Origin of the sequence: Bradyrhizobium japonicum USDA 6 (genome assembly GCF_000284375.1) — a bacterium.
Classification (GTDB): domain Bacteria; phylum Pseudomonadota; class Alphaproteobacteria; order Rhizobiales; family Xanthobacteraceae; genus Bradyrhizobium; species Bradyrhizobium japonicum.
The window spans coordinates 3,964,179-3,986,886 of the sequence record NC_017249.1; the positions used below are offsets into that span (position 1 = coordinate 3,964,179).

Below are 22,708 nucleotides of genomic sequence, written 5' to 3' on the forward strand. Positions count from 1 at the left end.
AACGTCGGTACCTTGCGCCGGTTAGCGCTCCATCAGCAATCGAACATGGCGGAATCATCGGCTTTTCGTGCGAGCCGACGCCTCCGTGTTCCCGAAACCGCGAGGATCGGAACGATGGGACTGTTCACAAAAGACATCAAGACTATGAACGACCTGTTCGTGCACCAGCTTCAGGACATCTATTATGCCGAGCAGCAGCTCACCAAGGCGCTGCCGAAAATGGCAGATAAGGCCACCGATCCGCAGTTGAAGCAGGGCTTTTTGACGCACCTCGAAGAAACCAAGCAGCACGTCAAGCGGCTCGAGGAAGTATTCAAGATGCACGGCGCGCAGGTGAAGGCGGTCGACTGCCCGGCCATCGACGGCATCATCGCGGAAGCCGACGAGACCGCCGGTGAAGTCGCCGACAAGGCGGTCCTGGACGCCGCCCTGATCAATGCGGCCCAGGCCGCGGAGCATTACGAGATCGTCCGCTACGGCAGCCTGATCGCCTGGGCCAAACAGCTCGGCCGCAACGACTGCGCCACCGTGCTCGCCAAGACGCTGGAAGAAGAGAAGGCGACCGACAGGAAGCTGACCACGCTCGCCGAGAGCAAGGTCAACCTGCGCGCGGCGAGCTAGGACCCGGCGTTGTCGCGAAAGGCGTCGTGCGGTCATCCGCGCGGCGCTCGCGTATGACGCATCCATCATTCGGTCATTGTCGAAACATGACGGCGGGCTGGAAGCGTATGTTTCGCATGGGGCTGCAACCGAGGCGGCAGCATGCGAGCCAGCACCATCAAATATGAACCTCTCGACGACCGCGCCGGCGCGCAGCGTGCCGGCTCGCGCCTTGCAACCTCCCTCACGCTCGCCGCGATGAGCCTCGGCTATGGTGTGGTCCAGCTCGACGTCACCATCGTCAACACCGCGTTGGATGCGATGGGCAAAACGCTCGGCGGCGGCGTCGCCGAGTTGCAATGGGTGGTCAGCGCCTACACCGTCGCCTTCGCCGCTTTCATTCTGACCGCCGGTGCGCTCGGCGATCGGATCGGCGCCAAGCGCATCTTCATGGCGGGGTTCGCCATCTTCACCGCGGCCTCGCTCGCCTGCGCGATGTCGCCCAATGCGGACGTGCTGATCGCAGCGCGGCTGGTGCAGGGGCTGGCGGCGGCGATCCTGGTGCCGAATTCCCTGGCGCTGCTCAATCATGCCTATGCGGACGACCGCGCGCGTGGCCGCGCCGTGGCGGTCTGGGCCGCCGGAGCCAGCCTGGCGCTCACTGCCGGTCCCTTCGTCGGCGGCGCGCTGATCACGCTGGTCGGCTGGCGCGCGATCTTCCTGGTCAACCTGCCGATCGGTCTTACCGGCTTGTGGCTGAGCTGGCGCTACGCCAGCGAGACCACGCGGTCGCGTGCGCGTGAGATCGATCTGCCCGGCCAGCTCGCCGCGATCGGTGCGCTGGGCGCGCTCGCCGGCGCAATCATCGAAGCTGGCGCGCTCGGCTGGAGCCATCCAGCCGTGATCGCAGCATTCGTCGCCTCAGCCGCACTTGCAGTGCTCTTCGTCTGGTGCGAAAGCCGCACCGTGCAGCCGATGCTGCCGCTGTCGCTGTTCAGTCACCGGCTGTTTGCCTTGACCACGATCGTCGGCCTCCTCGTCAACATCGCGATCTACGGCCTGATCTTCGTGCTGAGCCTGTATTTCCAAGGGATCAACGGGTTGTCGGCCTGGTGGACCGGGCTCGCCTTCGTGCCGATGATGGGGGCGGTGCTGCCCGTCAACCTGCTGGCGCCGCGTCTGGCCGAGCGCATCGGCTCGTGCCCGACCATCGTGGTCGGCGCCTGTATCTCGGCGCTCGGCTGTCTCGGGCTGCTCTGGACCGAAGCCGGGACCAGCTACTGGGCGATCTTTGCGCAGATGATCGCGATCAGCGGTGGACTTGGCCTGCTGGTGCCGCCGCTGACCTCCACCTTGCTTGGCAGCGTCGACAGGGCGCGCTCCGGCATCGCCGCCGGCGTCCTGAACGCGACGCGGCAAACCGGCAGCGTGCTCGGCGTCGCGCTGTTCGGCTCGCTGGTGGCTTCGGACAGCGCATTCATGACGGGCCTTCACCAGTCGCTAATCATATCGACGGCCGTCCTGCTGCTCGCCGCCGCCGTGATCGGCCTCGGCGCAAATGCACCCGACGCAAAGGCGCAAGGGCGCTCAATGTGAGCGAACCCACACATTCTCTGTTCACCATTCCCGAAACCGGCGCATAGCCGGTTACCGACTGTCCATCTCTGCCGGCTCTAGTGCGGTTGGAATAGGGGCCGGCAATGTATCAAGTTCTTTACTGCCTGACGGATCAGCACGACTGGCGTCTGGTCGCACTCGGCGGAGCGGTATGTCTGCTCGCCAGCGCGGCGGCGATCAGCCTGTTCCACCGCGCGCGTGCGGCGCGCGGGGGAGCTCGTGTATCGTGGGTCGCGCTTGATGCCGTCGTCGCCGGCAGCGGCATCTGGGCAACCCATTTCATCGCGATGCAGGCTTACGGGCCTGGTGCGGGCGGCGCCTACAATATTCCGTTGACGGTGCTCTCGCTGATCTTCGCGATCGCGGTCACCTTCATCGGGCTGAGCATCTCGGTGTCGGTGACGCGGGCGGGCCTGGTTGCGCTCGGCGGCGCCGTGGTTGGTGGCGGCGTTGCCGCCATGCATTACACCGGCATGATGGCGCTCGAGATTCCCGCGCACATCGGCTGGGCGACCGGCACAGTGACGGTCTCGATCGTGCTCGGCATCGTCCTCGGGTCGTTTGCCCTGGTCGTTGCGGGGCGGCGCGACACCCTCGCGGGCGCGCTCGGCGCGACGGTGCTGCTGACGCTTGCCATCGTCTCGCATCATTTCACCGCCATGGGCGCCGTGGAGCTGACGCCGGATCCTGCGGTCGTGATCAGCGGTCTGTCGATCCCGCCGGCCTCATTGTCCATCCTCACCGCCAGCGCCGCCGCTGCGATCATCGCGATCGCGCTCGCGGCGGCTCTGCTCGACCGCCGCGCCAAGGGCGAACTGGGACGCCAGCAAGTCGTGCTGGATACCGCGCTCGAGAACATGTCGCAGGGACTGTGCATGTTCGATGCGGACGGCAAGATCCAGCTCTTCAACGAGCGCTACGCAGCGATGCTCGGCCGCACCGACATTCCGCTCGCCGGCCGCCTGCTCGTCGACGTGTTGCGGGAAGAGCAGGCCAAGGGCCATTGGCAGGGCGATGCGGGCGAATTCTTCGCGCGCCTCGTGGCCGACGCGCGCGAGGGCCGCACGACCAGCCAGGTCGTCACCCGGTTCGGTCGCTCCATCCGCGTCGTCAACCAGCCGATGCAGGGCGGCGGCTGGGTCGCGACCTTCGAGGACATCACCGAATGGCTGGAGGCGCAGGCCAAGATCTCGCACATGGCGCGCCATGACGCGCTGACCAATCTGCCGAACCGCGTGCTGTTCCACGAGCAGCTCGAGCAGGGCCTGCGCCGGGCGAAGTCGGGCGACCAGCTCGCAGTGCTGTGCCTCGATCTCGATCACTTCAAGGACATCAACGACTCGCTCGGCCATCCCATCGGCGATGCTCTGCTCAAGGAAGTCGGCCGCAGGCTGAAGGCCACTGTCGGCGCGAGCGACACCGTGGCGCGGCTCGGTGGCGACGAGTTCGCCGTGGTCCAGATCGGGCGCTCCGAGGAAGCCGCGGCGCGAGCCCTTGCCGGCCGCCTCGTCGAGGTGATCTCCGCGCCTTACGAGATCGACGACCACCAGATCGTGATCGGCGTCTCGATCGGCATCTCGCTGTCGCCGCAGGACAGCGACAATCCGGACGAGCTGTTGAAGAACGCCGACCTCGCGCTGTACCGCGCCAAGGCAGACGGCCGCGGCACCTATCGCTTCTTCGAGACCGGCATGGATGCGCGCGCGCAGGCGCGGCGGCTGCTGGAGATGGACTTGCGTGCGGCGTTGCTGCGCGACGAGTTCGAGGCGTACTACCAGCCCATCCGCGACGTCGCCAGCGGCCGCGTCGTCGCCTTCGAGGCGCTGCTGCGCTGGAACCATCCGCAGCGTGGCCTGATCGCCCCCATCAACTTCATTCCGGTGGCCGAGGAGACCGGCCTCATCGTCCAGCTCGGCGAGTTCGTGCTGCGCAGCGCCTGCAGTGACGCCGCCACCTGGCCGGACGATGTCGATGTCGCCGTCAACCTGTCGCCGGTGCAGTTCAAGAGCCCGAACCTGATCGCATCCGTGACCGATGCGTTGGCCGCCTCGGGGCTCGCGGCGCGGCGGCTCGAGCTCGAGATCACCGAATCGGTGCTGCTCCAGAACAGCGAGGCGACGCTGACCACCCTGCACGAGCTGCGCGCCATGGGCGTGCGGATCTCGCTCGACGATTTCGGCACCGGCTATTCGTCGCTGAGCTACCTGCGCAGCTTCCCGTTCGACAAGATCAAGATCGACCGCTCCTTCGTGTCGGAGCTTGCGACGCGCGAGGATTCCATGGCGATCATCCGTGCCGTGACCGGCCTCGGGCGCAGCCTCGGAATCGTCACCACGGCGGAAGGCGTCGAGAACGACGCGCAGCTCGAGCTGCTGCGGCGCGAGGGCTGCACCCAGGCGCAGGGCTATCTTTTCAGCAAGCCGCGGCCCGCATCCGATGTCGCGTTGATGCTGAACCGGCCGCGGCTGCGCGTCTCGGCCTGATGTCTAGCCGCGGCGCAGCGCGAAATGCGCGCCGCAAAACGCCATCACGGCGCCAAGACATAGCGCGGCGAGCCCGGCGAGCACGCCCGAGACGGACGGGATCGGGCTCGGCGCCGAGGCCACCTGACCCGCACCGGCAAGCAGCAGCACGCCGACCGCGATCAGGAACTGCCGCATCCGCTGCGGGATCTGCCCGGAGACGGCGCTCTGCATCAATGTCGCGGTGAAATAGCCGCCGGAGAAACCGACCGTGGCAATCAGCCACCAGGCGATCGCTGCGCCCGCGGGTATGTATTCATGCGTGTCGGAATGCCAGAGCCCGCCGAGGTCGAGCCCGTAGCGTGCGCCCAGCATGTGCACTGCGAGCGCGAGCAGCACGCCGGAGATCACGGCGGCGCCGAGAATCAGGCGGCGCGGAAAAAAGGTCGTCTCAGCCATGCCCCGCTTGTAGGATGGGCGAGGGCGATCGCGCAAGCCGATCGCAGGCGGGATTGCGCGGACGGGATTGCGCGGACGGGATTGATTGTGGGGATGCAGGTTTCGGGAGCGCAAGGCCCGTCGGTCACGAGCTACGCCTACAAGGCGTCTCTGATCGGCTCGGCGCATCGTTTCGAGCTGACGGACGCGGGCCTGTCCTGGCACATCGCCGGCCGCGCCGGCCTGTGGCGCTATGACGAGATCTCGGCGGTCCGGCTGTCGTTTCGCCCGGTGTCGATGCAGCAGCACCGCTTTCGCGCCGATCTCAGCCACACCGGCGGCGGCCGCATCAGGATCCTGTCGACAAGCTGGCAGACCGCGGCGCTGATGGCGCCGCAAGATAACGGTTTTCGCGATTTCATCATCGAATTGCACGCACGGATGGCGCAAGCCGGCAGCCACGCCGAATTGACTGCAGGCCTCGGTCGCAAAACCTATGCGGCGGTGCTGGCGTTTTTGGCGGTGCTGACGGTGGCCATGGCCGGGCTGTTGATCCGCGCGCTCCTGATCGGCGAATTCGCGGGTGCGCTGTTCATCATCGGCTTTGCCGCGCTGTTCGCCTGGCAGGTCGGCGGCTTCGTGCGGCGCAACCAGCCACACAGCTACAGTTTTGATCACGTACCGAAGGCGTTGCTGCCATAGACGGATCTCTACTCCGTCGAGTCGAAATCCTCTTCCTTGGTGCCGAGCAGCGACACGAGCGTGCGCAGGCCGGAATCGAGCTGCTCGAGCGAGGGCGGGGCGAGCGCGAGCCGCACCGCGTTCGGTGCATGTCCGTGCGCAATTGCAAACGTCGAGGATGGCGTCAGTGCGATGCCGCGCCGGGCTGCCGCGGCGACGAAGGTCTGCGAGCGCCAGTGCGGCGGCAGCGTCAGCCACAAATGATAGGAGCGCGCGTCGGCCGCGATCTGGTAGCCGGCAAGCAGCCTTGCCGCGGTCTGCTGCCGGCGCGCAGCGTCGATCCGTTTCAGCCGCGTCAGCTCGGCGACGGTGCCGTCGGCCATCAGCCGCTGCCCGGACGCCAGCGCATGGCCCGAGGCGATCCAGCCGCCGGTCCGCACCGCGCTCATCACGCTCTCGCGCAGATGCGGCGGGGTCACGAGGATGCCGAGCGCGAGGCCCGGTGCGACCTTCTTGGACAGGCTGTCGATCACGATACAACGGTCCGGCCCGAGCGCCGCCAGCGGCGTATCGTCGGCGAGGAAGCCGTAGACGGCGTCCTCGATGATGGTGAGATCGAGCTTCTCGGCGACGCGCATGATGTCGGCGCGCCGCGTCGCGTTCATGGTGACGCCGAGCGGGTTCTGGATGATGGGCTGGAGATACAGCGCCGACAGATGCGCCTCGCGATGCGCCTTCTGGATCGCATCGGGCCTCGCGCCGTATTCGTCCATCGGAATCGGGACCAGCGTCACGCCGAGCCGCGCGGCGATGCTCTTGACGTAGGGGTAGGTCAGCGCCTCGACGCCGCAGCGGCCGCCGGTGGGAACGAGGGCGGCGAGCGCGGCGGCGAGCGACTGCTTGCCGTTGGCGGTGAAGACGATCTGCTCGGCCTGCGGCGTGAAATCCTTGCGCGCGAGATAGGCGACGGCCGCGTTGCGCGCGCTCTTGGTGCCGGTGCTGGTCGAGACGCGCAGGGCGGATTCGAGCGCATCGACGCGCTCGAGCCCGGCAAGGCTCTTGGCGATCATCGCCCATTGCTGCGGCAATAACGGATAATTGACCTCGAAATCGATCCGCGCGTCGCGCGGCTCGCTCAACGCCTCGACCTCGCGCTTGATGTCGCCGGAGATGAAGGTGCCGCGGCCGACCTCGCCGACGACGAGCCCGCGGCGAAGCAACTCCGTATAAACCCGGCTCGCGGTCGAGACCGCGATGCCGCGGTCATAGGCAAAATTGCGCTGTGGCGGCAGCCGGTCGCCGGGCCTTAACGTGCCTTTAGTGATATCGGCCGCAATGGCATCGGCAAGCTTCACGTATTCGAACTTGGACATTATTGCACCGAGAGCAATGTTTTACTTGCTCCGAGTAGTGTACTGGAGCATTTAAGTTCCATCAAGTTCCGCGATTGAGCCGAGGAGAGCGAGAGCAATCCGACGGCAAATGAGGTGCAGGCGCTCACGGCGTCCGCGCCAACGGCACCTGCTTCGCCGCGCGGACAATAGGCCGGAGAAGAAAAATGACCACGATCTCGCAAACTGCCGGGCGGAGCTTACGCCCATCCTCGTCGGGCGGATTTTTCAGCACGCTCGCCAACCTCGCTCATGCGCTGTTCGACCGCCTGGAGCGCCGCTCTGCCGTCAAGACGCTGAACGAGCTCGACGACCACGCCTTGCGCGACATCGGGATCACGCGCAGCCAGATCGAGGACGCCGTCTACGGGCAGTTCAAGGCCGAACTGACGCGGTATCTGTAAGTTCATTCGGCTGCCACGCCCGGCAAGTCCGGGCGTGGTGACAATGCCTCCGCATCGTCTTTGCGAGCGGAGCGAAGCAATCCAGGCTGCCAACGCGGAAAGACGCTGGAATGCTTCGCTGCGCTTGCAATGACGGCGTTCGTTGTGACGATCAGTGCCTGACCACCAGCACCGAGCACTTGGCGTAGCGCACGACGTGCCCGGCGTTGGAGCCGAGGAAATAGGTGCGCATCGCCGGCCGGTGCGAGGTCATCACGATCAGGTCGGCCTTCATGTGCACGGCTTCCTCCAGGATCTCGTGGTAGATGCCGCCCTGGCGCACCACGCTGGAAATGCGTCCTGCCTCGATGCCTGACTCCCGCGCGACGATGGCGAGCGCTTCCTCGGAGGTCTGGCGCTGCTGCTCGTCGAAATCGGCCGGCACGTATTCGGCGAGCATCACCGGCGTCATCGGCAGCACGTTGAGCAGCCGTATCGATCCGCTCCAGGTCTGCGACAGCGTTACCGCGGTCGCAAGCGCCGGCTTGGCCAGATCGGTGTCGGCGAGGTCGATGGGCACGAGGATGGACTTGAACATCTGCGCCTCCCAATTGACCAAGCTGGATCAACCGGTCGAAACGGCGCGCCCCGCGCGTCTCAACCCGATCGAAGCAGCTTGGGGCTGACGAACAGCACCAGTTTGCCGCGGCGGTAGGCCACGTCACCCCAATCCTTGACGTCAAAGTCGAAGATCGCAAGCCCCGACGTGGGCAGATTGTGAGCGAGCGCCTTGGCGCCGGCCGGATCGCCGCCGCCCATCAGCATCAGAGCGGCCTCGTGCATGCCGGGATTGTGGCCCACCAGCAGCAACTGCTTCGGGTCGGCCGGAGCGGTTGCAGTGCGAATGGATTCCAGAATCTGGGCGGGATCGGCGCCGTAGAGTTCGGGCAGGACCTCCACCTTCGGCGCTGCGACGCGGTCCTTCATCGTCTCCCAGGCAATGTCCCAGGTCTGCCGGGCCCGGACGGCGTGCGACACCAGCACGGCCTTGAGGAAGGGGGGGTGGGTGGCGAGCCAATCCCCGATCTGCGCGGCGTCCTTGTGGCCGCGGTCGTCGAGGCGACGATCCTGGTCACGGCCGCTCGGCGCGTCAGTCTCGGTCTTGGCGTGACGCAGCAGCATCAAACGGCGCATGGCATTCTCGAATCGTTACGCGTCCAGAATAATCTACAGGCGCCGGTTGAGGACAAGGTGACAAGGGCCCGATCGGTCCTTTAAAGCGCGATGAGATTGGGACAAGTCCTCCTCGCGCTCTAAATTTTTGGTTTTGAGCATGATCTTTTCGGAAAACCGCTGCACACTTTTTCCGGATCATGCTCTAAGAAAACGACATGAGCGAGACTTTCACAAGCGTGTCCCAGGAAGAAGCCGGCTTTCGTGAACGCACGCGACTGTCGTTTGATCTCGATGCCGACATCTGCGTGATCGGGGCCGGGCTTGCCGGGCTCTCCATCGCGCTGGAGGCAGCCCGGCTCGGAGCCAGCGTCGCGGTGCTCGAGGGCCGCCATGTCGGCTGGAACGCCTCCGGAAACCAGCTCGGCACCGTGATGCCGGGCTTTGCGCTACCGCTGGCCGATTTGATCGAGCGCATCGGCTTCGAGGACGCGCGCGAATTGTGGACGCTGGCGAAGGAGGGCGCCGAGTTCGTCCGGGCCAACGCCACCGAAGAGAACATGCCCGGCATTGGCCCGAGCGATGGCGTGCTGGAGGTCTCCAACGTCGATGCCGGCGACCGGCTGATCAGCCGGTTGCAGATGCTCGACGAGGATTTCGACACGGAGGTCGAGGGCTGGCAGGTGGATCGCGTCCGCGAGGTGCTCAAGACCGACCGTTACTTCCACGGCGTCTATTATCCCCGGGCGTTCCAGCTCGACGGCCGCAAATATGTGCACGGCCTCGCAGCGCTGGCGCGGCGAGCGGGAGCGCGCATCTTCGAGGAGACGCCGGTCGTCAGCATCGATCATTCCGGCATCCGCAAGCGCATCGTCACGCCCTCGGCGCGGCTGCGCGCCACCCACATCGTGCTCGCCGGCAACATCCACCTCGGCGCGCCCTTGAGGCGCCTGTCGGAGACGCTGCTGCCGGTCTGGCGCTATGCCGGGATTACCGCGCCGCTCGGCGAGCGCGTGCACGAGATCGTGGCGTTCAAGGGATCGGTGATGGATTCCGACGGGGTCGACCATTTCCGTGTCGTCGACGGCGACCGCCTGATGTGGGAAAGCCCCGAGACCACCTGGGCCGCGCGTCCGCAGCGCTTCGCGGGCGCGGTCAGGCGGCGGATCAGATCGATTTTCCCCGAGTTCGGCGATGTCGAGATTACCGACATGTTCGGCGGTGCCACCGGCCAGACCGTGCACGGCATGCCGCAGATCGGCCAGTTGCGCAAAGGCCTGTGGGTGGCGAGCGGGTTCGGCCGCCAGGGCATGAACACCTCGGCCATGGCCGGGCAGCTGATCGCGCGCAGCATTTTGTGGGGCGACGACCGCTGGAAGCTGTTCTCGCCATTCGAGCTGGTCTGGGCAGGCGGCACGACCGGACGGGTCGCGGGCCAATTGGTGGGAGTTTGGGGCAGGGCGAGTTCCGCCGCCGCAGGCTCGCTCGCCCGCTACCGCGAGCGAGCCCGCGTCAAGGACCGGGAGCGCGAGGCGCGGCTGGCCGAAGCCAACCGGGCCGCCGGTACCGGTCCTCGCCGTCCGCCGCCCGGCGTCCGGCCGCGGCCGGCCCCTCCGCCGAAACCTGCGGCTGAGGGCATGGAACCGGCTTCGCACGAGGACATCGTCTCGCAATAAGTTGAGAAAAACCGCGCCCGGACGTGTAACGTCGGCCGTTAGAGCCCGTATCTCAGGGCGTGGACTCCCCGCGCACGGAGAATGAGATGTTTGATCGCCGCATCCTGCTGACGACTGTTGCCGGCCTGTTCGGCCTTTCGGCCTTCCGCTGGCTGAGAGGAACGCCTGCCGAGGCTGGAGAGAAGGCCACGCAAAAATTCGAGATCGAGAAGACCGACGCCGAGTGGCGCGCCCAGCTCACGCCGCAGCAATATGAAATCCTCCGCAGGGAGGGCACCGAGAGGCCGGGCTCCAGCCCGCTGCTCAAGGAGCACCGCAAGGGCATCTTCGCCTGCGCCGGCTGCGACCTGCCGTTGTTCTCGTCCGAGACCAAGTTCGAGAGCGGCACGGGTTGGCCGAGCTTCTATCAGCCGATCGAAGGCAATGTCGGCAAGACCGAGGACCGCACCTTCGGCATGGTGCGCACCGAAGTGCATTGCCGGCGTTGCGGCGGCCATCTCGGCCACGTCTTCGACGACGGTCCGAAGCCGACCGGATTGCGCTATTGCATCGACGGTTTCGGGCTGGTCTTCCATCCGGCCGCTGCCTCGGCCACGTAGGTCTCGCTGGAGTCATTCCGGAGCGATGCGTGAGAATCGAATCCGGGATCTCGCGAATTCTCAGGTGCGCAATTGCGCACCTGAGTTCGGTCCCGCGGGCCGCCCCGGAATGACCCGATGCCCCGGCAATTGTTGCCGGCCCGGCAATTGTGCCCCGGTCATCGGACGGGGGCCTTCCCATTCAAGTCATTGATTTCCTGAGAATACCCGCATTGGCATAGCCCTTGCGACTGTCTCTTCCGACTGCGGCCATGGTCGACCGGCCGCCGAGATCGGATCTGGAGACAAAGTTATGGGTATCTTCGATGCAATGAACACCTCGGTGGGTGGCCTGCAGGCGCAGTCCTACGCGCTGCAGAACATTTCCGGCAACATCGCGAACTCATCCACCACCGGTTACAAGGGCATCGGCACCAGCTTCGTCGATCTCATTCCCGACGCCTCGGTGCCGAGCAAGCAGGTCGCGGGCGGCGTGACGGCCAACGCCAAGGCCACCATCACCACGCAGGGCACGATCTCATCCTCCTCCGTCGCGACCAACATGGCGATCACCGGCGACGGCTTCTTCTCGATCCAGAAGGCGACTAGCGTCGTCGACAACTTGCCGCAGTTCAGCGGCGTCACCTACTACACCCGCCGCGGCGACTTCCAGCTCAATTCCAACGGCAATCTCGTCAATGGCGCCGGCTACTACCTGATGGGCGTCACGGTCGACCCCAAGACCGGCAACCCGACCGGCAATGTGGCGTCCGTCCTGAAATTCCAGAACAACTTCATCCCGGCACAGGCGACAACCTCGATCCAGTACGCCGCGAACCTGCCGAGCGTGCCGAACACGGCGGCGAGCTCGACCGCGGCGAGCGGCACGCTGCTGGCGGCCGGCGGCCTGAACCCGTCCGATTTCGCCGCCAACCCGCTGATCGTCGGCACGCCGCCGCCGCCCTATTCGAATGCGACGGTCTCCGGCGCAGCCGCCACCGGCAATCTGCGCTCGGCCTATACGGCGACGACCGCGACTGGCTCGGTGGCGCTGCAGGACAACGCTTCGGCGGCGGCAACTGGCAGCACGTCTCTCGATGCCGGCCTGGGGACGCATCTCAACACCAGCCTTCTCACCAACCTGGCCGGCAAGTCGTTGACGGTCAACGGCCAGACAATCAACTTCGACAACACCGTCTCGGGCACTTCGACGGCTGCAGGCCCCCCTGTCGTCACCACGATTGGTCTGAAGTCGCCCACCAGCGCACTGATGTCGGATGTCCTCAGCGCGATCGCGTCAGGAGCCGGCGTCCCCACCACCAGTGTGACTCTGACCGCCAGCGGCAACATCCAGATCACGACCAGCACCACGGCCGACGTGACGATCGGCGGCACTGCGGCAGGATTGCTCGGCGTCAGCAGCGTGACGCGCGGCGGTAACGTGCTGTCCACCCCCGCGATTACGAGTGGTACACAGCTCGGCGGCACCGCGACGCCCGGCGGGCCGGAAGTGCTCTCGACGCCCTTCCAGGTCGGCAACACGATCCAGGTCAATGGCACGGGAGCCGCCAATACGATCACTTTCGTGGCCTCCGGTGCTGTCGCTCCGAACCAGATCAACATCACTGACGACATCGCGACCTTGCTCCAGAGGATCGACACGCTCAGTGGTGCGAGCGGTTCTTCGATCAGCAACGGCGTGATCACCCTGAATACCGGTATCGCCAATCCCACCTTGACGGTGACCAGCAACAACTCCAGCGCCTTCGCCGCACTCGGCTTCACGTCGTCCATCTCCAAGAACCGTGGCGGTGGCGGCACGGCGGGCACCGGCGGCGTGATCGGCAACGACATCGCCACGTTCACCAAGGAATCGATCAGCGGCGGTGCGGTCACCGCCTACAACGCCGCGGGCACGCCGGTGAACCTGCAGCTGCGTTGGGCCAAGACCGACAGCGCCTCGCTGGGTACCGGCCATTCCGACACCTGGAACCTGTTCTACCAGACCGATCCGAATGCAACGGGCACGACGGTCGGCTGGGTCAACACCGGGCAGGCGTTCACCTTCGCCGCCGACGGCTCGCTGACCTCGCCGAGCGGATCGGGCATCACCATCAACAACGTCAGCGTCGGCGGCCAGTCGCTCGGCTCGGTCGCCTTCAACATGTCCTCGGGCGGGCTGACGCAATATGCCAGCACCAGCGGCGCGGTGACGATCAACACCATCACGCAGAACGGCTACGCCGCCGGTCAGCTCCGCTCGGTTGCCGTCAACAACAGCGGCCTCGTGGTCGGCACCTTCTCCAACGGCCAGAACCTCAACCTCGCACAGGTCTCGCTGTCGCACTTCAACGGCACCAATTACCTCAAGGCCCTCGACGGCGGCGCCTACGCGGCGACCGAACAGTCGGGCACAGCGATCGACGGCGCGTCGGGCAGCATCAGCGGCTCGTCGCTGGAAGGCTCGAACACCGACATCGCCGACGAATTCACCAAGCTGATCGTGACCCAGCAGGCCTATTCGGCCAACACCAAGGTGATCACGACGGCGAATTCGATGGTGCAGGATCTCCTGAACGTGTTGCGCTGATCGGCGCGTGACGTAACCAAAGGCGGCCAGTGATATGGGTTTGAGTTCAGCCCTCGCCAGTGCGATGAGCGGTCTGCGTGCCAACCAGGCCGCGCTCTCGATCGTCTCCTCGAACGTCGCAAATTCGCAGACGCCGGGTTACGTCGTCCAGAGGCCGAACCAGATCGAGGTCACCACCGGCGATTTCGGCTCGACGGCGATGACGACCGGCGTCAGCCGGGAGCTCGACACCTTTGTGCAGAACCAGCTGCGCACCGAGACCGGCGGCAGCGGTTACGCCGACCAGATGGCCAACATCCTGAAGCAGCTTCAGAGTGTCTATGGCACGCCCGGCAACAGCGGCACGCTCGAAACCGCGCTGAACAATTTCACCACGGCGTTGCAGGCGCTGTCGACCAGCGCGGGCTCGTCGTCGGCGCAGACGGTTGCCCTCGGCGCGGCGCAGGCCCTGGCCCAGCAGCTCAACGTGACCACCAAGGGCATCCAGTCGCTGCGCTCCAATGTCGAGCAGGACCTCGGCACCTCGGCGCAGCAGGCCAACGCGGCGATGCAGCAGATCGCCGACATCAACACCAAGCTCCAGGGCCTGTCGGCCAACGATCCCTCGGCCGCGACGCTGATGGACCAACGCGATCAGGCCATCAACACGCTGTCGAAATTCGTCGACGTGCGCGTCACCACCGACGGTTCGAACCAGGCCAACATCTACACCACGACCGGCGTCCAGCTGGTCGGCGCCGGGCTCGCCTCGCAATTCTCCTTTGCCTCTGCCGGCGCGCTGTCGGCGACCTCGCTCTACAACGCCGACCCGGCCAAGTCCGGCGTCGGCGCGCTCAACATCAAACTGCCGAACGGCTCGCAGGTCGACGTCGTCGCCAACAACGTGGTCTCGTCCGGCCGGATCGCGGCCGACCTGAAGCTGCGCGACCAGACGCTGGTGCAGGCGCAGAACCAGATCGACCAGCTCGCAGCGACGATGTCGAGCGCGCTGTCGGACAAGACCACGGCCGGCAGCACGGTCTCGGGCCCGCCGGCCGGATTCGATCTCGACCTTGCCGGCGCCCAGCCGGGCAATACGGTCAACATCACCTACAAGGACACGGCGACCAACACCCAGCGCCAGATCACGCTCGTCAACGTGACCGACCCGGCGGCGCTGCCGCTCCAGAACGCCACCAATGCCAACCCGATGCGGGTGGGCGTCAATTTCTCCGGCGGCATGAGTGCGATCGCCGCTGCGCTCAACACCGCGCTCTCAGGTTCGCACCTGACGTTCTCCGCCGCTCCGTCGCCGGCGACGGCCACGACGCTGCGGGTGACCGATGACAATACCGGTCTTGCCAACGTCAATTCGGCCTCGACCACCAAGACGATCTCGTCGCTGACCTCGGGCAGCCCGCAGCTGGCGGTGTTCACCGACGGCGGGCAGGCGCTCTACACCGGTGCGATCACCGCCTCGGGCTCGCAGATAACCGGCCTTGCCGGGCGCATCGCCGTGAATACGCAGCTAGTCAGCGATCCCACGCGGCTGTCAGTCTACAACACCTCGCCGGTGACGCCCGCCGGCGATACCACGCGCTCGGACTATCTCTATTCGCAGCTCACCAATGCGGTGTTTTCCTATTCGCCGACGACCGGCCTCGGCTCGGCGAACCAGCCCTTCACCGGCAGCGTCTCGAACTACCTGCAGCAGTTCCTCAGCATCCAGGCCAACGCCTCGACCCAGGCCACCCAGCTCCAGCAGGGCCAGAGCGTCGTGGTCTCGACGCTCCAGGCGAAGTTCGACTCGACCTCCAGCGTCAATCTGGACTCGGAGATGTCGAACCTGATCCAGCTCCAGAATGCCTATGCCGCCAACGCTCACGTGATGTCGGTGGTGCAGAGCATGATGAACACGTTGATCCAGGCTCAAGTGTAACAAGTAACAGGGTTCTGAAAGATGTCGATCAGCAGCATCAACTACTCCTCGTCGGTTCTCGGCGCGCAGATCCGCAACATCAATCAGCAGCTCACCGACCTGTCGACGCAGCTCGCGACCGGCAAGCTGTCGCAGAACTATTCCGGGATGGGCACGAACGAGGGCTTTGCGATCGCCGGGCGCTCGCAGCTCTCCAACATCGCCGCCTATACCGACACGATCACGAACGTGAACGTGAACATCAACCTCGCCAATACCGCGCTCCAGTCGCTCACGACGATCCGCAACACGGTGCAGACCGGCTCCGCGAGCACCGCGCAGGATCTCAACGTCAACGGACAGACCGTCGCGCAGAACACGGCCGCATCGCAGTTCGGCTCGATGGTCGGCGTTCTCAACACGCAGTCGGGCAACCGTTATCTGTTCTCCGGGACGGCGTTCAACACGCAGTCGGTTGCCAATGCCGGCGACATCATCAACGGCACGACCACGCAGGCGGGCTTCAAGACCGTCATGGCGGAACGCCAGGCTGCCGACCTCGGTGCCAACGGCATGGGACGGCTGCTGCAGACGCAGCCGACGCCGAGCTCGGTGAGGGTGTCCGAGGACGTCGCCGGATCGCCGTTCGGAATGAAGATCGCGGCGGTGTCCTCGACGCTGACGGGTGCGACGGTCACCGGTCCGAGCGGCTCGCCGGTGTCGTTCTCGGTCGATCTCAACGGCCTCAACCCGAACGACGGCGACAAGCTGAGCGTCCAGTTCACGCTGCCGGACGGCTCGACCGAGCAGATCGTCTTGACCGCCTCGACTGCCACGCCGACGCCGGCCGGCAGCTTCGCGATCGATACCACCACCCCTGCCAACACCGCCACCAACCTCAACGCCGCGCTGAACACCGCGATCACGAAGCTCGCCAACACTTCGCTGGTGGCGGCATCCGCCGTCACCGCAGGCGACAACTTCTTCAACACCGCGAGCTCGGCGATTGGCAGTGCCAAGACCAGCCAGGCGGCAACACCGATAACGGGGGCGACCGCTCTGTCCGGCACGGCCCCCTCGGACTCGATCTCGCCGGGCTTCGCCGCCGGTGACACCATCACCGTGAACGGCACCACGCTGACCTTCGTCAATTCGGGCGCGACCGGCAACCAGCTCAATGTCGGCGACAGCATCCAGACGCTGATGAGCAAGATCGACCAGATCACGGGCACGTCGAAGCCTTCGACCGTGCATGGCGGCTCGATCACGATCAACACGGACGACGCGGCGAGCCTCAGCATCACGACCTCGAACTCGGGCGCACTCAACGCGCTCGGCTTCGGCTCGACGCAGGTCACCGCGACGCAGCCGCCGCTGCGCGTCGGCTCGTCGCCGGCGAGCTCCGCGACGACGCTGGTCAACGGCTCGGCCAACACCGTGAAATGGTACCAGGGCAATGATGGCCCCGGCTCGCCGCGCTCGACCGCAGTGGCGCGGGTCGACGATTCCGTGACGGTGCAGTATGGCGCGCAGGCCGACGAGGACGCGATCCGCCAGCAATTGCAGGCGATTGCTGTGTTCGGGACGTTCTCGACCTCGCCGACCAGCCAGTATGCGGGCGGGCAGGTCTCTGCGCTGAGCCTGCGGGTGACACAGTCGCTGACGAAGCAGCCCGGCCAGCAGCACATCGAGGACATCCAGACGGACCTCGCGATGGCCCAGAACACGATGAAGGACGCCAGCACGCGCCAGACCCAGGCCAAGGCGCAGCTCCAGTCCATCATCGACCAGGCGGAATCGGCCTCGCCGGACCAGGTGGCGAGCGAGATCCTGTCGCTCCAGAACGCGCTTCAGGCGTCCTACCAGGTCACCTCGAACCTCGCGCAACTCTCGCTCGTCAAGTTCCTGTAACGGCGCATTAAGACGCCGTTAACCATGCCTCTTTACCTTTTGGTGAGGAGTTAAGCGGGGCGGGGGCCGTCGATGTCGGACAAGATGCAACTGGTGGTGGCCACGCCATGCTTCGGCCGGCAGGTGTCGACCATCTACGCGAGTTCGGTCTTCGCGCTCCAGCGCGCCGTGCACGGCGTGCCCAATCTCGAGCTCAAGGTGCTCCTGCGCGACGGCGACGCCCTGATCACGCGCGCGCGGGCCAATCTGGTCGCGATGTTCCTGGATGATCCCAAGGCGACGCATTTCCTGTTCATCGATGCCGATATCGGCTTCAAGCCGGAGCAGGTGTTCCGGCTAATCGAATGCGGCGCGGACGTCGTCGCCGGCTGCTATCCGATCAAGCAGGTCAACTGGGACAAGGCCAGGCGCGCGATCCAGTCCGGCCAAGCCGACGTGCCTGCCGCCTCGCTCGACTACGTGCTCGAGATCGAGGATCCCGACCACATCGTGGTGGTCAACGGTTTTACCCGCGTGCGCTACGCCGGCACCGGCTTCCTGATGATCCGCCGCCACGTGCTGGAGGCGATGTGCCGCCATCCCAACTATGCGGCCTTGCAATTCTTCCGCGAGCATTCGCACGACACGCTGGCGGGGAGCCAGAACCGCTTCGCGCTGTTCGAATGCATGATCGATCCGGCGACCGGGACGTATCTCTCCGAGGACTTCGCCTTCTGCAAGCGCTGGACCGACATCGGCGGCGAGATCTGGGCCGACATCGAGAGCTCGCTGGATCACGTCGGCCCGTCGGTATTCCACGGCGACATCGCCTCGCAATTCGCAGCCGCGCCTGCGGCAGCTGCCGATGCCGCGTGAGCCTTCCGGGATGAGTGCCGGCGCATCCGGTCTGTCAATCCCCGAGCGCACATTCGATGGCGGCTCGCGCTACCGCTTGCGCGATCTCTTCACGCCGCTGGACACGCTTCTCGTCTCCGGCGGAGATCCGCGGCTGGCGCTCGACGCTGGGGATCGCGTCAACGCCTATGGCTGTGCGGCCTCGCCGGAACCGGAGATCTGGAATTTCGCCTCCTCGACGGCATCGACGATCTCGCAATTCGCCTATGACCGCGCCGCGCTGGCGCGCGAAGAGCTGATGCACAGGTGCCTGTTCGACGAGGTGGAGATCGCCTTCGATGCGCGCTGCGAGGGCATGCGCGAGGAGTTGCGCGGCCATCTCCAGCTCTCGCCGCGCGTCGACGTCGTGTTCTCGCCGTCCGGGACGGATTCTCAGCTCCACGCCCTGTTCCTGGCGCGTGCGGTGCTCGGCGCCCCGCCAGTGACGATCGTGGTCGGGGCCGACCAGACCGGTAGCGGCACGGCCCATACCGCCCGCGGTCACCATTTCAGCTCCATGACGGCGAGCGGCTTTGTGGTCCGCAAGGACGGCGCGGTTGCCGGGCTTGCCGGCGCCAGCGTGACGTTGCCGCTGCTTCGGGATGGGCCCGGGATCGCGATGCGCGCCGACACCGATGCCGCGGTGCTGGGGGCGATCGAAGCGACGATCGCGCAAGGTGCGTCCGTGCTGCTTCAGATCATGGATTCCTCGAAGCTCGGCTGGCGCGCGCCGAGCGTGGCCTGTCTCGACGAGATCGCGCGGCGCTGGCCGCGCAAGGTTCAGGTCGTCGTCGACGCCTGTCAGGCGCGGCTCGGCCGCCGCCGGCTGCGCTCCTATCTCGACCGCGGCTATATGGTGCTGATCACCGGCTCGAAATTCTTCGGCGGCCCTGCCTTCAGCGGCGCGCTGCTGGTGCCGAAAGGGTTTTCGCGGTCGCTCGACCGGATTGAGGGGATTGCGCCGGGCTTCTTCGACTATGCCGGCCGCTGCGATTGGCCGGTGGCCTGGACGGCGCTGCGCTCACGTTTCGAGCGCCGGCCGAATTTCGGACAATGGCTGCGCTGGGAGGCGGCGCTCGCGGAGATCGGCAGCTACTACGGCGTGCCCGGAGCTTTCCGCGTCAGGGTGCTGGCCGAGCTTGCCGCCGGCATCGACAGCATGATCGCGCTGTCGCCGTCGCTTCAACCCGTTCCAACGGCGACCGAGAAGACTGCCGGGGACGACGAGGAGTTCGCGCACGCCACGATCTTTCCGTTCATGCTGCTGCGCGACGGCAAGCCGGTCTCGATGGCCGAGACCGGCGCCATCCATCGGGCGCTACGGCGTGACATGAACGACGAGATCAGCGGCAGCTCGGCGGACCGGGAGGTCGCCGTCCAGCGCAGCCTGATCGGCCAGCCGGTCCGGCTGGAGCGGCAGGACGATGCGCCGCAGGCCGTGCTGCGCCTCTGCGTCGGCGCCCGGCTCGTGACCGAGGCCTGGTCGCCGGATATGGCGCAGGCACAACGCAATGTGCAGCACCTGCTCGATCGCATCGCTCATGTCCTGGTGAAGATCGAGCTGCTGCTTGACCGCGGCGCCGCCGCAACCGCGCCGGAAAAGTCCGCCTTCGAGGTATGAGATGCAGCATCCAGTTTCCGCGCCGATCGGCGTGACCGTGCCGAACTATGCCGACCGCATCGGCTTTGCGCAGCTGACGCGCCAGGCCTTCGAAGGTGTCGATCTGCAGCCACTGCGCGATCAGCTCGTCACGCGGATCACGGAAGGAGCCGCACACGCGGGCGAAGGCCTTGACCTATCGCTGATCGTCCAGCTACTCGGCGACAAGGCGGCGGGGCTGGCAATCCAGTCGGAGGTACTGACCTTCCATCAATTGTTTCGCACGCCCGCTGCGGCTCCAAAGCCCGGCTTGCGCGTGCTTGCGTTAGCGGCCGACATCGACATGGGCGGCAACACGCCGATCGAATTCCTGCTCGAAGGCTCCGATTTCGAGCTGCTGACGCTCTACGTGACCAAGGATGTCGGCTTGCCTGAAACGTTGCCCGATCACGACGTCGCCATCGTGGTTGCATCCGATTCCGAGGAATGCCGGGAACCGCTCGCCCTGATCGAAAAGGCGGCGCAGCGCTGGCCGCGGCCGCTGCTCAATCGCCCCGATCTCATCGGCAACCTCGATCGCGACAAGCTGTATCGGCTGCTGGCGGGCATCCCTGGTCTCGAGATTCCATCGACCATCCACGCGACGCGAGCGCAATTGACGGATCTCGCGCAGGGCCGGATCGCTTGTGAGGACATCGCCGGCGAATTACGCTTTCCGATGATCGCGCGGCCGCGCGGTACGCATGCCGGTGTCGGGCTTGCGAGGCTCGACGATGCGCCTGCCCTCGCGGCCTATCTCGCCGAGCGCGAGGAGCAGGATTTCTTCGTCGCGCGCTTCGTCGATTATGCGAGCCCCGACGGACTCTACCGCAAATACCGTCTCGCGATGGTCGACGGCAAGCCCTACGCCTGCCACATGGCGATCGCCGATCGCTGGGACATCTGGTATCTCAACGCCTACATGGCGTTCAGCGAGGAGAAGCGGGCTGAAGAGGCCGTCTTCATGCTGGACTTCGACCACGCCTTCGCCGCGCGCCACAAGACCGCGCTCGACGAAATGAGCCGGCGCGTCGGTCTCGATTATTTCATCGTCGATTGCGCCGAGAACCAGGACCGCGAGCTGCTGGTCTTCGAAGCCGACAACACCGCCGTCGTGCACAACATGGATTCGCCGGTCGTGTTTCCGTACAAGCCGCCGCAGATGCGCAAGATCTTTGCCGCGTTCACGGCGATGCTGTCGCGGCACGCAAGAGAGGGCAAGGTGAGCGCAGCATGAACGAGATCATCCGCAACGCGCAAAGCTCCGTCGCGCAGGCTTCGCTCGATCCGCAGGACTGGAGCGAATTTCGCACGCTCGCCCATCGCATGCTGGACGAGGCGATCGACCGCATCGCCAATATTCGCGCGCGTCCGGTGTGGCAGCCGATCCCCGATGACGTCCGTGCGGCATTCAAGGCCGACGTGCCGCGCGAGGCGAGCGACCTTGCCGATGTCTATCGCGAATTCGCCGAGCACGTCGCGCCCTATGCGACCGGCAACGTCCATCCCGGGTTCATGGGCTGGGTGCATGGCGGCGGCACCGCGGTCGGCATGCTCGCGGAGATGCTCGCAGCTGGCCTCAATGCCAATCTCGGCGGACGCGATCACATGCCGATTGAAGTCGAACGCCAGATCGTCGCGTGGATGCGGCGCCTGTTTGATTTCCCGGAGAGTGCGAGCGGTATCTTCGTCACGGGCACGTCGATGGCCAATTTGATGGCGGTGCTGGTGGCGCGCACGAGCGCGCTCGGTACGCTGGCGCGGCAGCACGGCGTCGGCAATGACGGCGCGCTGCTCACGGCCTACACGTCGCAGGCGGCGCATGGCTGTGTCTCCAGGGCGATGGACATTGCCGGGCTCGGCACCGATGCGCTGCGCAAGATCGATGTCGATGCCGATCATCGTATCGACGTCGCCGCGTTGCGCGCGCAGATCGCGATCGATCGCGAAGTCGGCTTCAAACCGTTCCTGGTGATCGCATCTGCCGGCACGGTCGATATCGGCGCGATCGACGACCTCAAGGCCATCGCTGAACTGTGCCGCGAGGAGGGAATCTGGTTTCACGTCGATGGCGCCTTCGGGGCGCTGGCGATCTTCTCGCCCGAGCTCGCGCCCATGCTCGGCGGCATCGAGCTCGCCGATTCCATTGCGCTCGACTTCCACAAATGGGGGCAGGTGCCGTACGACGCCGGCTTCCTGCTGGTGCGCGACGGCGAACTGCACCGGCAGGCCTTTGCGCAGCCGGCGGCCTATCTGCGCCGCGAGGCGAGGGGGCTTGCGGCGGGCGCGGTCTGGCCCTGCGATCTCGGCCCCGACCTGTCGCGCGGCTTCCGCGCGCTGAAGACCTGGTTCACGCTGAAGACGTTCGGCACTGACAGGCTGGGCGCCGTGATCGCGCGAAGCTGCGCGCTGGCGAAATATCTGGAGACGCGCGTGCTGGCCGAGCCGCGGCTGGAATTGCTGGCGCCGGTGAACCTCAACATGGTCTGCTTCCGCTACCGCGCCGACGATGCGGTCAATCGCGAGATCGTCGCCGACGTCCAGGAATCCGGCGTTGCGGCGCCCTCGAGCACGACGCTGGACGGCAGGTTCGCGATCCGCGCTGCCATCGTCAATCACCGTACCGACGAGACGGACATCGACGCGCTTGTGGCTGCGGTGCTGGAGTTCGGCGCGCGGCGGACCGGCGGTGGTCTGATCGAGGTCGAGGCGCCGCCGCTGGCGGCGCAGTGACCAGGAATGCAGGCGAAACGACAACGGCCCCGGAGATGATCCGGGGCCGTTGTCATTTGGTCACGT

At 66.0% G+C, this 22,708-nt stretch carries 18 protein-coding genes; 14 read left to right on the forward strand and 4 right to left on the reverse strand.

Translation table 11 applies throughout. The features are described 5' to 3' along the window. Positions 1–114: 114 nt before the first annotated feature. The 3 genes from BJ6T_RS18425 to BJ6T_RS18435 all read left to right on the forward strand — a co-directional run bounded on the left by BJ6T_RS18425 (position 115) and on the right by BJ6T_RS18435 (position 4,700). Positions 115–621, forward strand: a complete 507-nt coding sequence (locus BJ6T_RS18425; RefSeq protein WP_014493970.1) for a YciE/YciF ferroxidase family protein — start codon at positions 115–117, stop codon at positions 619–621. A gap of 141 nt (positions 622–762) precedes the next feature. Next, on the forward strand, positions 763–2,196 hold the full coding sequence (locus tag BJ6T_RS18430) for an MFS transporter (protein ID WP_014493971.1): 1,434 nt from the start codon (positions 763–765) through the stop codon (positions 2,194–2,196). Positions 2,197–2,300: 104 nt separating this feature from the next. Beyond that, complete coding sequence (locus tag BJ6T_RS18435) at positions 2,301–4,700, forward strand: bifunctional diguanylate cyclase/phosphodiesterase (protein ID WP_014493972.1); 2,400 nt, start codon at positions 2,301–2,303, stop codon at positions 4,698–4,700. 3 nt (positions 4,701–4,703) lie between these two features. Here the strand turns inward: BJ6T_RS18435 and BJ6T_RS18440 are convergent, their stop codons facing one another. Continuing rightward, positions 4,704–5,138 (reverse strand): hypothetical protein, encoded by a 435-nt coding sequence (locus tag BJ6T_RS18440; protein WP_014493973.1) that lies wholly within the window; start codon positions 5,136–5,138, stop codon positions 4,704–4,706. Positions 5,139–5,231: 93 nt separating this feature from the next. Between BJ6T_RS18440 and BJ6T_RS18445 the strand changes: the two genes are divergently transcribed. Then, a complete protein-coding gene (locus tag BJ6T_RS18445; protein ID WP_014493974.1) occupies positions 5,232–5,819 on the forward strand; it encodes a hypothetical protein in 588 nt (195 codons plus the stop codon). Between the two features lie 8 nt (positions 5,820–5,827). Here the strand turns inward: BJ6T_RS18445 and BJ6T_RS18450 are convergent, their stop codons facing one another. Continuing rightward, entirely contained in the window at positions 5,828–7,171 is a 1,344-nt protein-coding gene (locus tag BJ6T_RS18450; protein ID WP_014493975.1) for an aminotransferase-like domain-containing protein, read from the reverse strand. A 185-nt stretch (positions 7,172–7,356) separates the two neighbouring features. Here BJ6T_RS18450 and BJ6T_RS18455 point away from each other — a divergent pair, with 185 nt between their 5' ends. Continuing rightward, on the forward strand, positions 7,357–7,593 hold the full coding sequence (locus tag BJ6T_RS18455) for a DUF1127 domain-containing protein (RefSeq protein WP_014493976.1): 237 nt from the start codon (positions 7,357–7,359) through the stop codon (positions 7,591–7,593). Positions 7,594–7,744: 151 nt separating this feature from the next. Here BJ6T_RS18455 and BJ6T_RS18460 read toward each other — a convergent pair whose 3' ends face one another. Continuing rightward, positions 7,745–8,170: a universal stress protein gene (locus tag BJ6T_RS18460; RefSeq protein ID WP_014493977.1), complete on the reverse strand. Its 426-nt coding sequence runs from the start codon at positions 8,168–8,170 to the stop codon at positions 7,745–7,747. A gap of 59 nt (positions 8,171–8,229) precedes the next feature. Further along, positions 8,230–8,766, reverse strand: a complete 537-nt coding sequence (locus tag BJ6T_RS18465) for a SixA phosphatase family protein (protein ID WP_028170570.1) — start codon at positions 8,764–8,766, stop codon at positions 8,230–8,232. A 197-nt stretch (positions 8,767–8,963) separates the two neighbouring features. Between BJ6T_RS18465 and BJ6T_RS18470 the strand changes: the two genes are divergently transcribed. The 9 genes from BJ6T_RS18470 to BJ6T_RS18510 all read left to right on the forward strand — a co-directional run bounded on the left by BJ6T_RS18470 (position 8,964) and on the right by BJ6T_RS18510 (position 22,642). Continuing rightward, positions 8,964–10,421 carry an NAD(P)/FAD-dependent oxidoreductase gene (locus BJ6T_RS18470; protein WP_014493979.1) on the forward strand — a complete coding sequence of 486 codons (1,458 nt, stop codon included), beginning with the start codon at positions 8,964–8,966 and terminating at the stop codon, positions 10,419–10,421. Between the two features lie 86 nt (positions 10,422–10,507). Then, positions 10,508–11,020: a peptide-methionine (R)-S-oxide reductase MsrB gene (msrB, locus tag BJ6T_RS18475; RefSeq protein WP_014493980.1), complete on the forward strand. Its 513-nt coding sequence runs from the start codon at positions 10,508–10,510 to the stop codon at positions 11,018–11,020. A 292-nt stretch (positions 11,021–11,312) separates the two neighbouring features. Further along, complete coding sequence (locus BJ6T_RS18480) at positions 11,313–13,589, forward strand: flagellar hook-basal body complex protein (protein WP_014493981.1); 2,277 nt, start codon at positions 11,313–11,315, stop codon at positions 13,587–13,589. A gap of 34 nt (positions 13,590–13,623) precedes the next feature. Further along, positions 13,624–15,507, forward strand: coding sequence for a flagellar hook-associated protein FlgK (flgK, locus tag BJ6T_RS18485; RefSeq protein WP_014493982.1), 1,884 nt, complete (start codon positions 13,624–13,626; stop codon positions 15,505–15,507). A gap of 21 nt (positions 15,508–15,528) precedes the next feature. Beyond that, on the forward strand, positions 15,529–17,397 hold the full coding sequence (locus tag BJ6T_RS18490) for a flagellar protein (protein WP_014493983.1): 1,869 nt from the start codon (positions 15,529–15,531) through the stop codon (positions 17,395–17,397). A 72-nt stretch (positions 17,398–17,469) separates the two neighbouring features. Continuing rightward, positions 17,470–18,252: a methylenetetrahydrofolate reductase gene (locus tag BJ6T_RS18495; protein ID WP_014493984.1), complete on the forward strand. Its 783-nt coding sequence runs from the start codon at positions 17,470–17,472 to the stop codon at positions 18,250–18,252. Then, positions 18,242–19,891 (forward strand): hypothetical protein, encoded by a 1,650-nt coding sequence (locus BJ6T_RS18500; RefSeq protein ID WP_028170571.1) that lies wholly within the window; start codon positions 18,242–18,244, stop codon positions 19,889–19,891. Before BJ6T_RS18495 ends, BJ6T_RS18500 begins: the two co-directional genes overlap by 11 nt. Position 19,892: 1 nt before the next feature. Further along, a complete protein-coding gene (locus tag BJ6T_RS18505) occupies positions 19,893–21,146 on the forward strand; it encodes an ATP-grasp domain-containing protein (protein WP_014493986.1) in 1,254 nt (417 codons plus the stop codon). Beyond that, positions 21,143–22,642: a pyridoxal phosphate-dependent decarboxylase family protein gene (locus BJ6T_RS18510; protein ID WP_014493987.1), complete on the forward strand. Its 1,500-nt coding sequence runs from the start codon at positions 21,143–21,145 to the stop codon at positions 22,640–22,642. The genes BJ6T_RS18505 and BJ6T_RS18510 overlap by 4 nt, the downstream gene beginning before the upstream one ends. The last annotated feature ends 66 nt before the right edge of the window (positions 22,643–22,708 follow it).

What these genes read in the sequence shown, in the direction of transcription:
- BJ6T_RS18455 (WP_014493976.1), top strand. Translation starts at nt 7,357, where the DNA reads ATGACCACGATCTCGCAAACTGCCGGGCGGAGCTTACGCCCATCCTCG.
- BJ6T_RS18445 (WP_014493974.1), top strand. Translation starts at nt 5,232, where the DNA reads ATGCAGGTTTCGGGAGCGCAAGGCCCGTCGGTCACGAGCTACGCCTAC.
- flgK (WP_014493982.1), top strand. Translation starts at nt 13,624, where the DNA reads ATGGGTTTGAGTTCAGCCCTCGCCAGTGCGATGAGCGGTCTGCGTGCC.
- BJ6T_RS18500 (WP_028170571.1), top strand. Translation starts at nt 18,242, where the DNA reads ATGCCGCGTGAGCCTTCCGGGATGAGTGCCGGCGCATCCGGTCTGTCA.
- BJ6T_RS18425 (WP_014493970.1), top strand. Translation starts at nt 115, where the DNA reads ATGGGACTGTTCACAAAAGACATCAAGACTATGAACGACCTGTTCGTG.
- msrB (WP_014493980.1), top strand. Translation starts at nt 10,508, where the DNA reads ATGTTTGATCGCCGCATCCTGCTGACGACTGTTGCCGGCCTGTTCGGC.
- BJ6T_RS18450 (WP_014493975.1), bottom strand. Translation starts at nt 7,171, where the DNA reads ATGTCCAAGTTCGAATACGTGAAGCTTGCCGATGCCATTGCGGCCGAT.
- BJ6T_RS18480 (WP_014493981.1), top strand. Translation starts at nt 11,313, where the DNA reads ATGGGTATCTTCGATGCAATGAACACCTCGGTGGGTGGCCTGCAGGCG.
- BJ6T_RS18465 (WP_028170570.1), bottom strand. Translation starts at nt 8,766, where the DNA reads ATGCGCCGTTTGATGCTGCTGCGTCACGCCAAGACCGAGACTGACGCG.
- BJ6T_RS18490 (WP_014493983.1), top strand. Translation starts at nt 15,529, where the DNA reads ATGTCGATCAGCAGCATCAACTACTCCTCGTCGGTTCTCGGCGCGCAG.
- BJ6T_RS18460 (WP_014493977.1), bottom strand. Translation starts at nt 8,170, where the DNA reads ATGTTCAAGTCCATCCTCGTGCCCATCGACCTCGCCGACACCGATCTG.
- BJ6T_RS18435 (WP_014493972.1), top strand. Translation starts at nt 2,301, where the DNA reads ATGTATCAAGTTCTTTACTGCCTGACGGATCAGCACGACTGGCGTCTG.
- BJ6T_RS18495 (WP_014493984.1), top strand. Translation starts at nt 17,470, where the DNA reads ATGTCGGACAAGATGCAACTGGTGGTGGCCACGCCATGCTTCGGCCGG.
- BJ6T_RS18510 (WP_014493987.1), top strand. Translation starts at nt 21,143, where the DNA reads ATGAACGAGATCATCCGCAACGCGCAAAGCTCCGTCGCGCAGGCTTCG.
- BJ6T_RS18505 (WP_014493986.1), top strand. Translation starts at nt 19,893, where the DNA reads ATGCAGCATCCAGTTTCCGCGCCGATCGGCGTGACCGTGCCGAACTAT.
- BJ6T_RS18430 (WP_014493971.1), top strand. Translation starts at nt 763, where the DNA reads ATGCGAGCCAGCACCATCAAATATGAACCTCTCGACGACCGCGCCGGC.
- BJ6T_RS18440 (WP_014493973.1), bottom strand. Translation starts at nt 5,138, where the DNA reads ATGGCTGAGACGACCTTTTTTCCGCGCCGCCTGATTCTCGGCGCCGCC.
- BJ6T_RS18470 (WP_014493979.1), top strand. Translation starts at nt 8,964, where the DNA reads ATGAGCGAGACTTTCACAAGCGTGTCCCAGGAAGAAGCCGGCTTTCGT.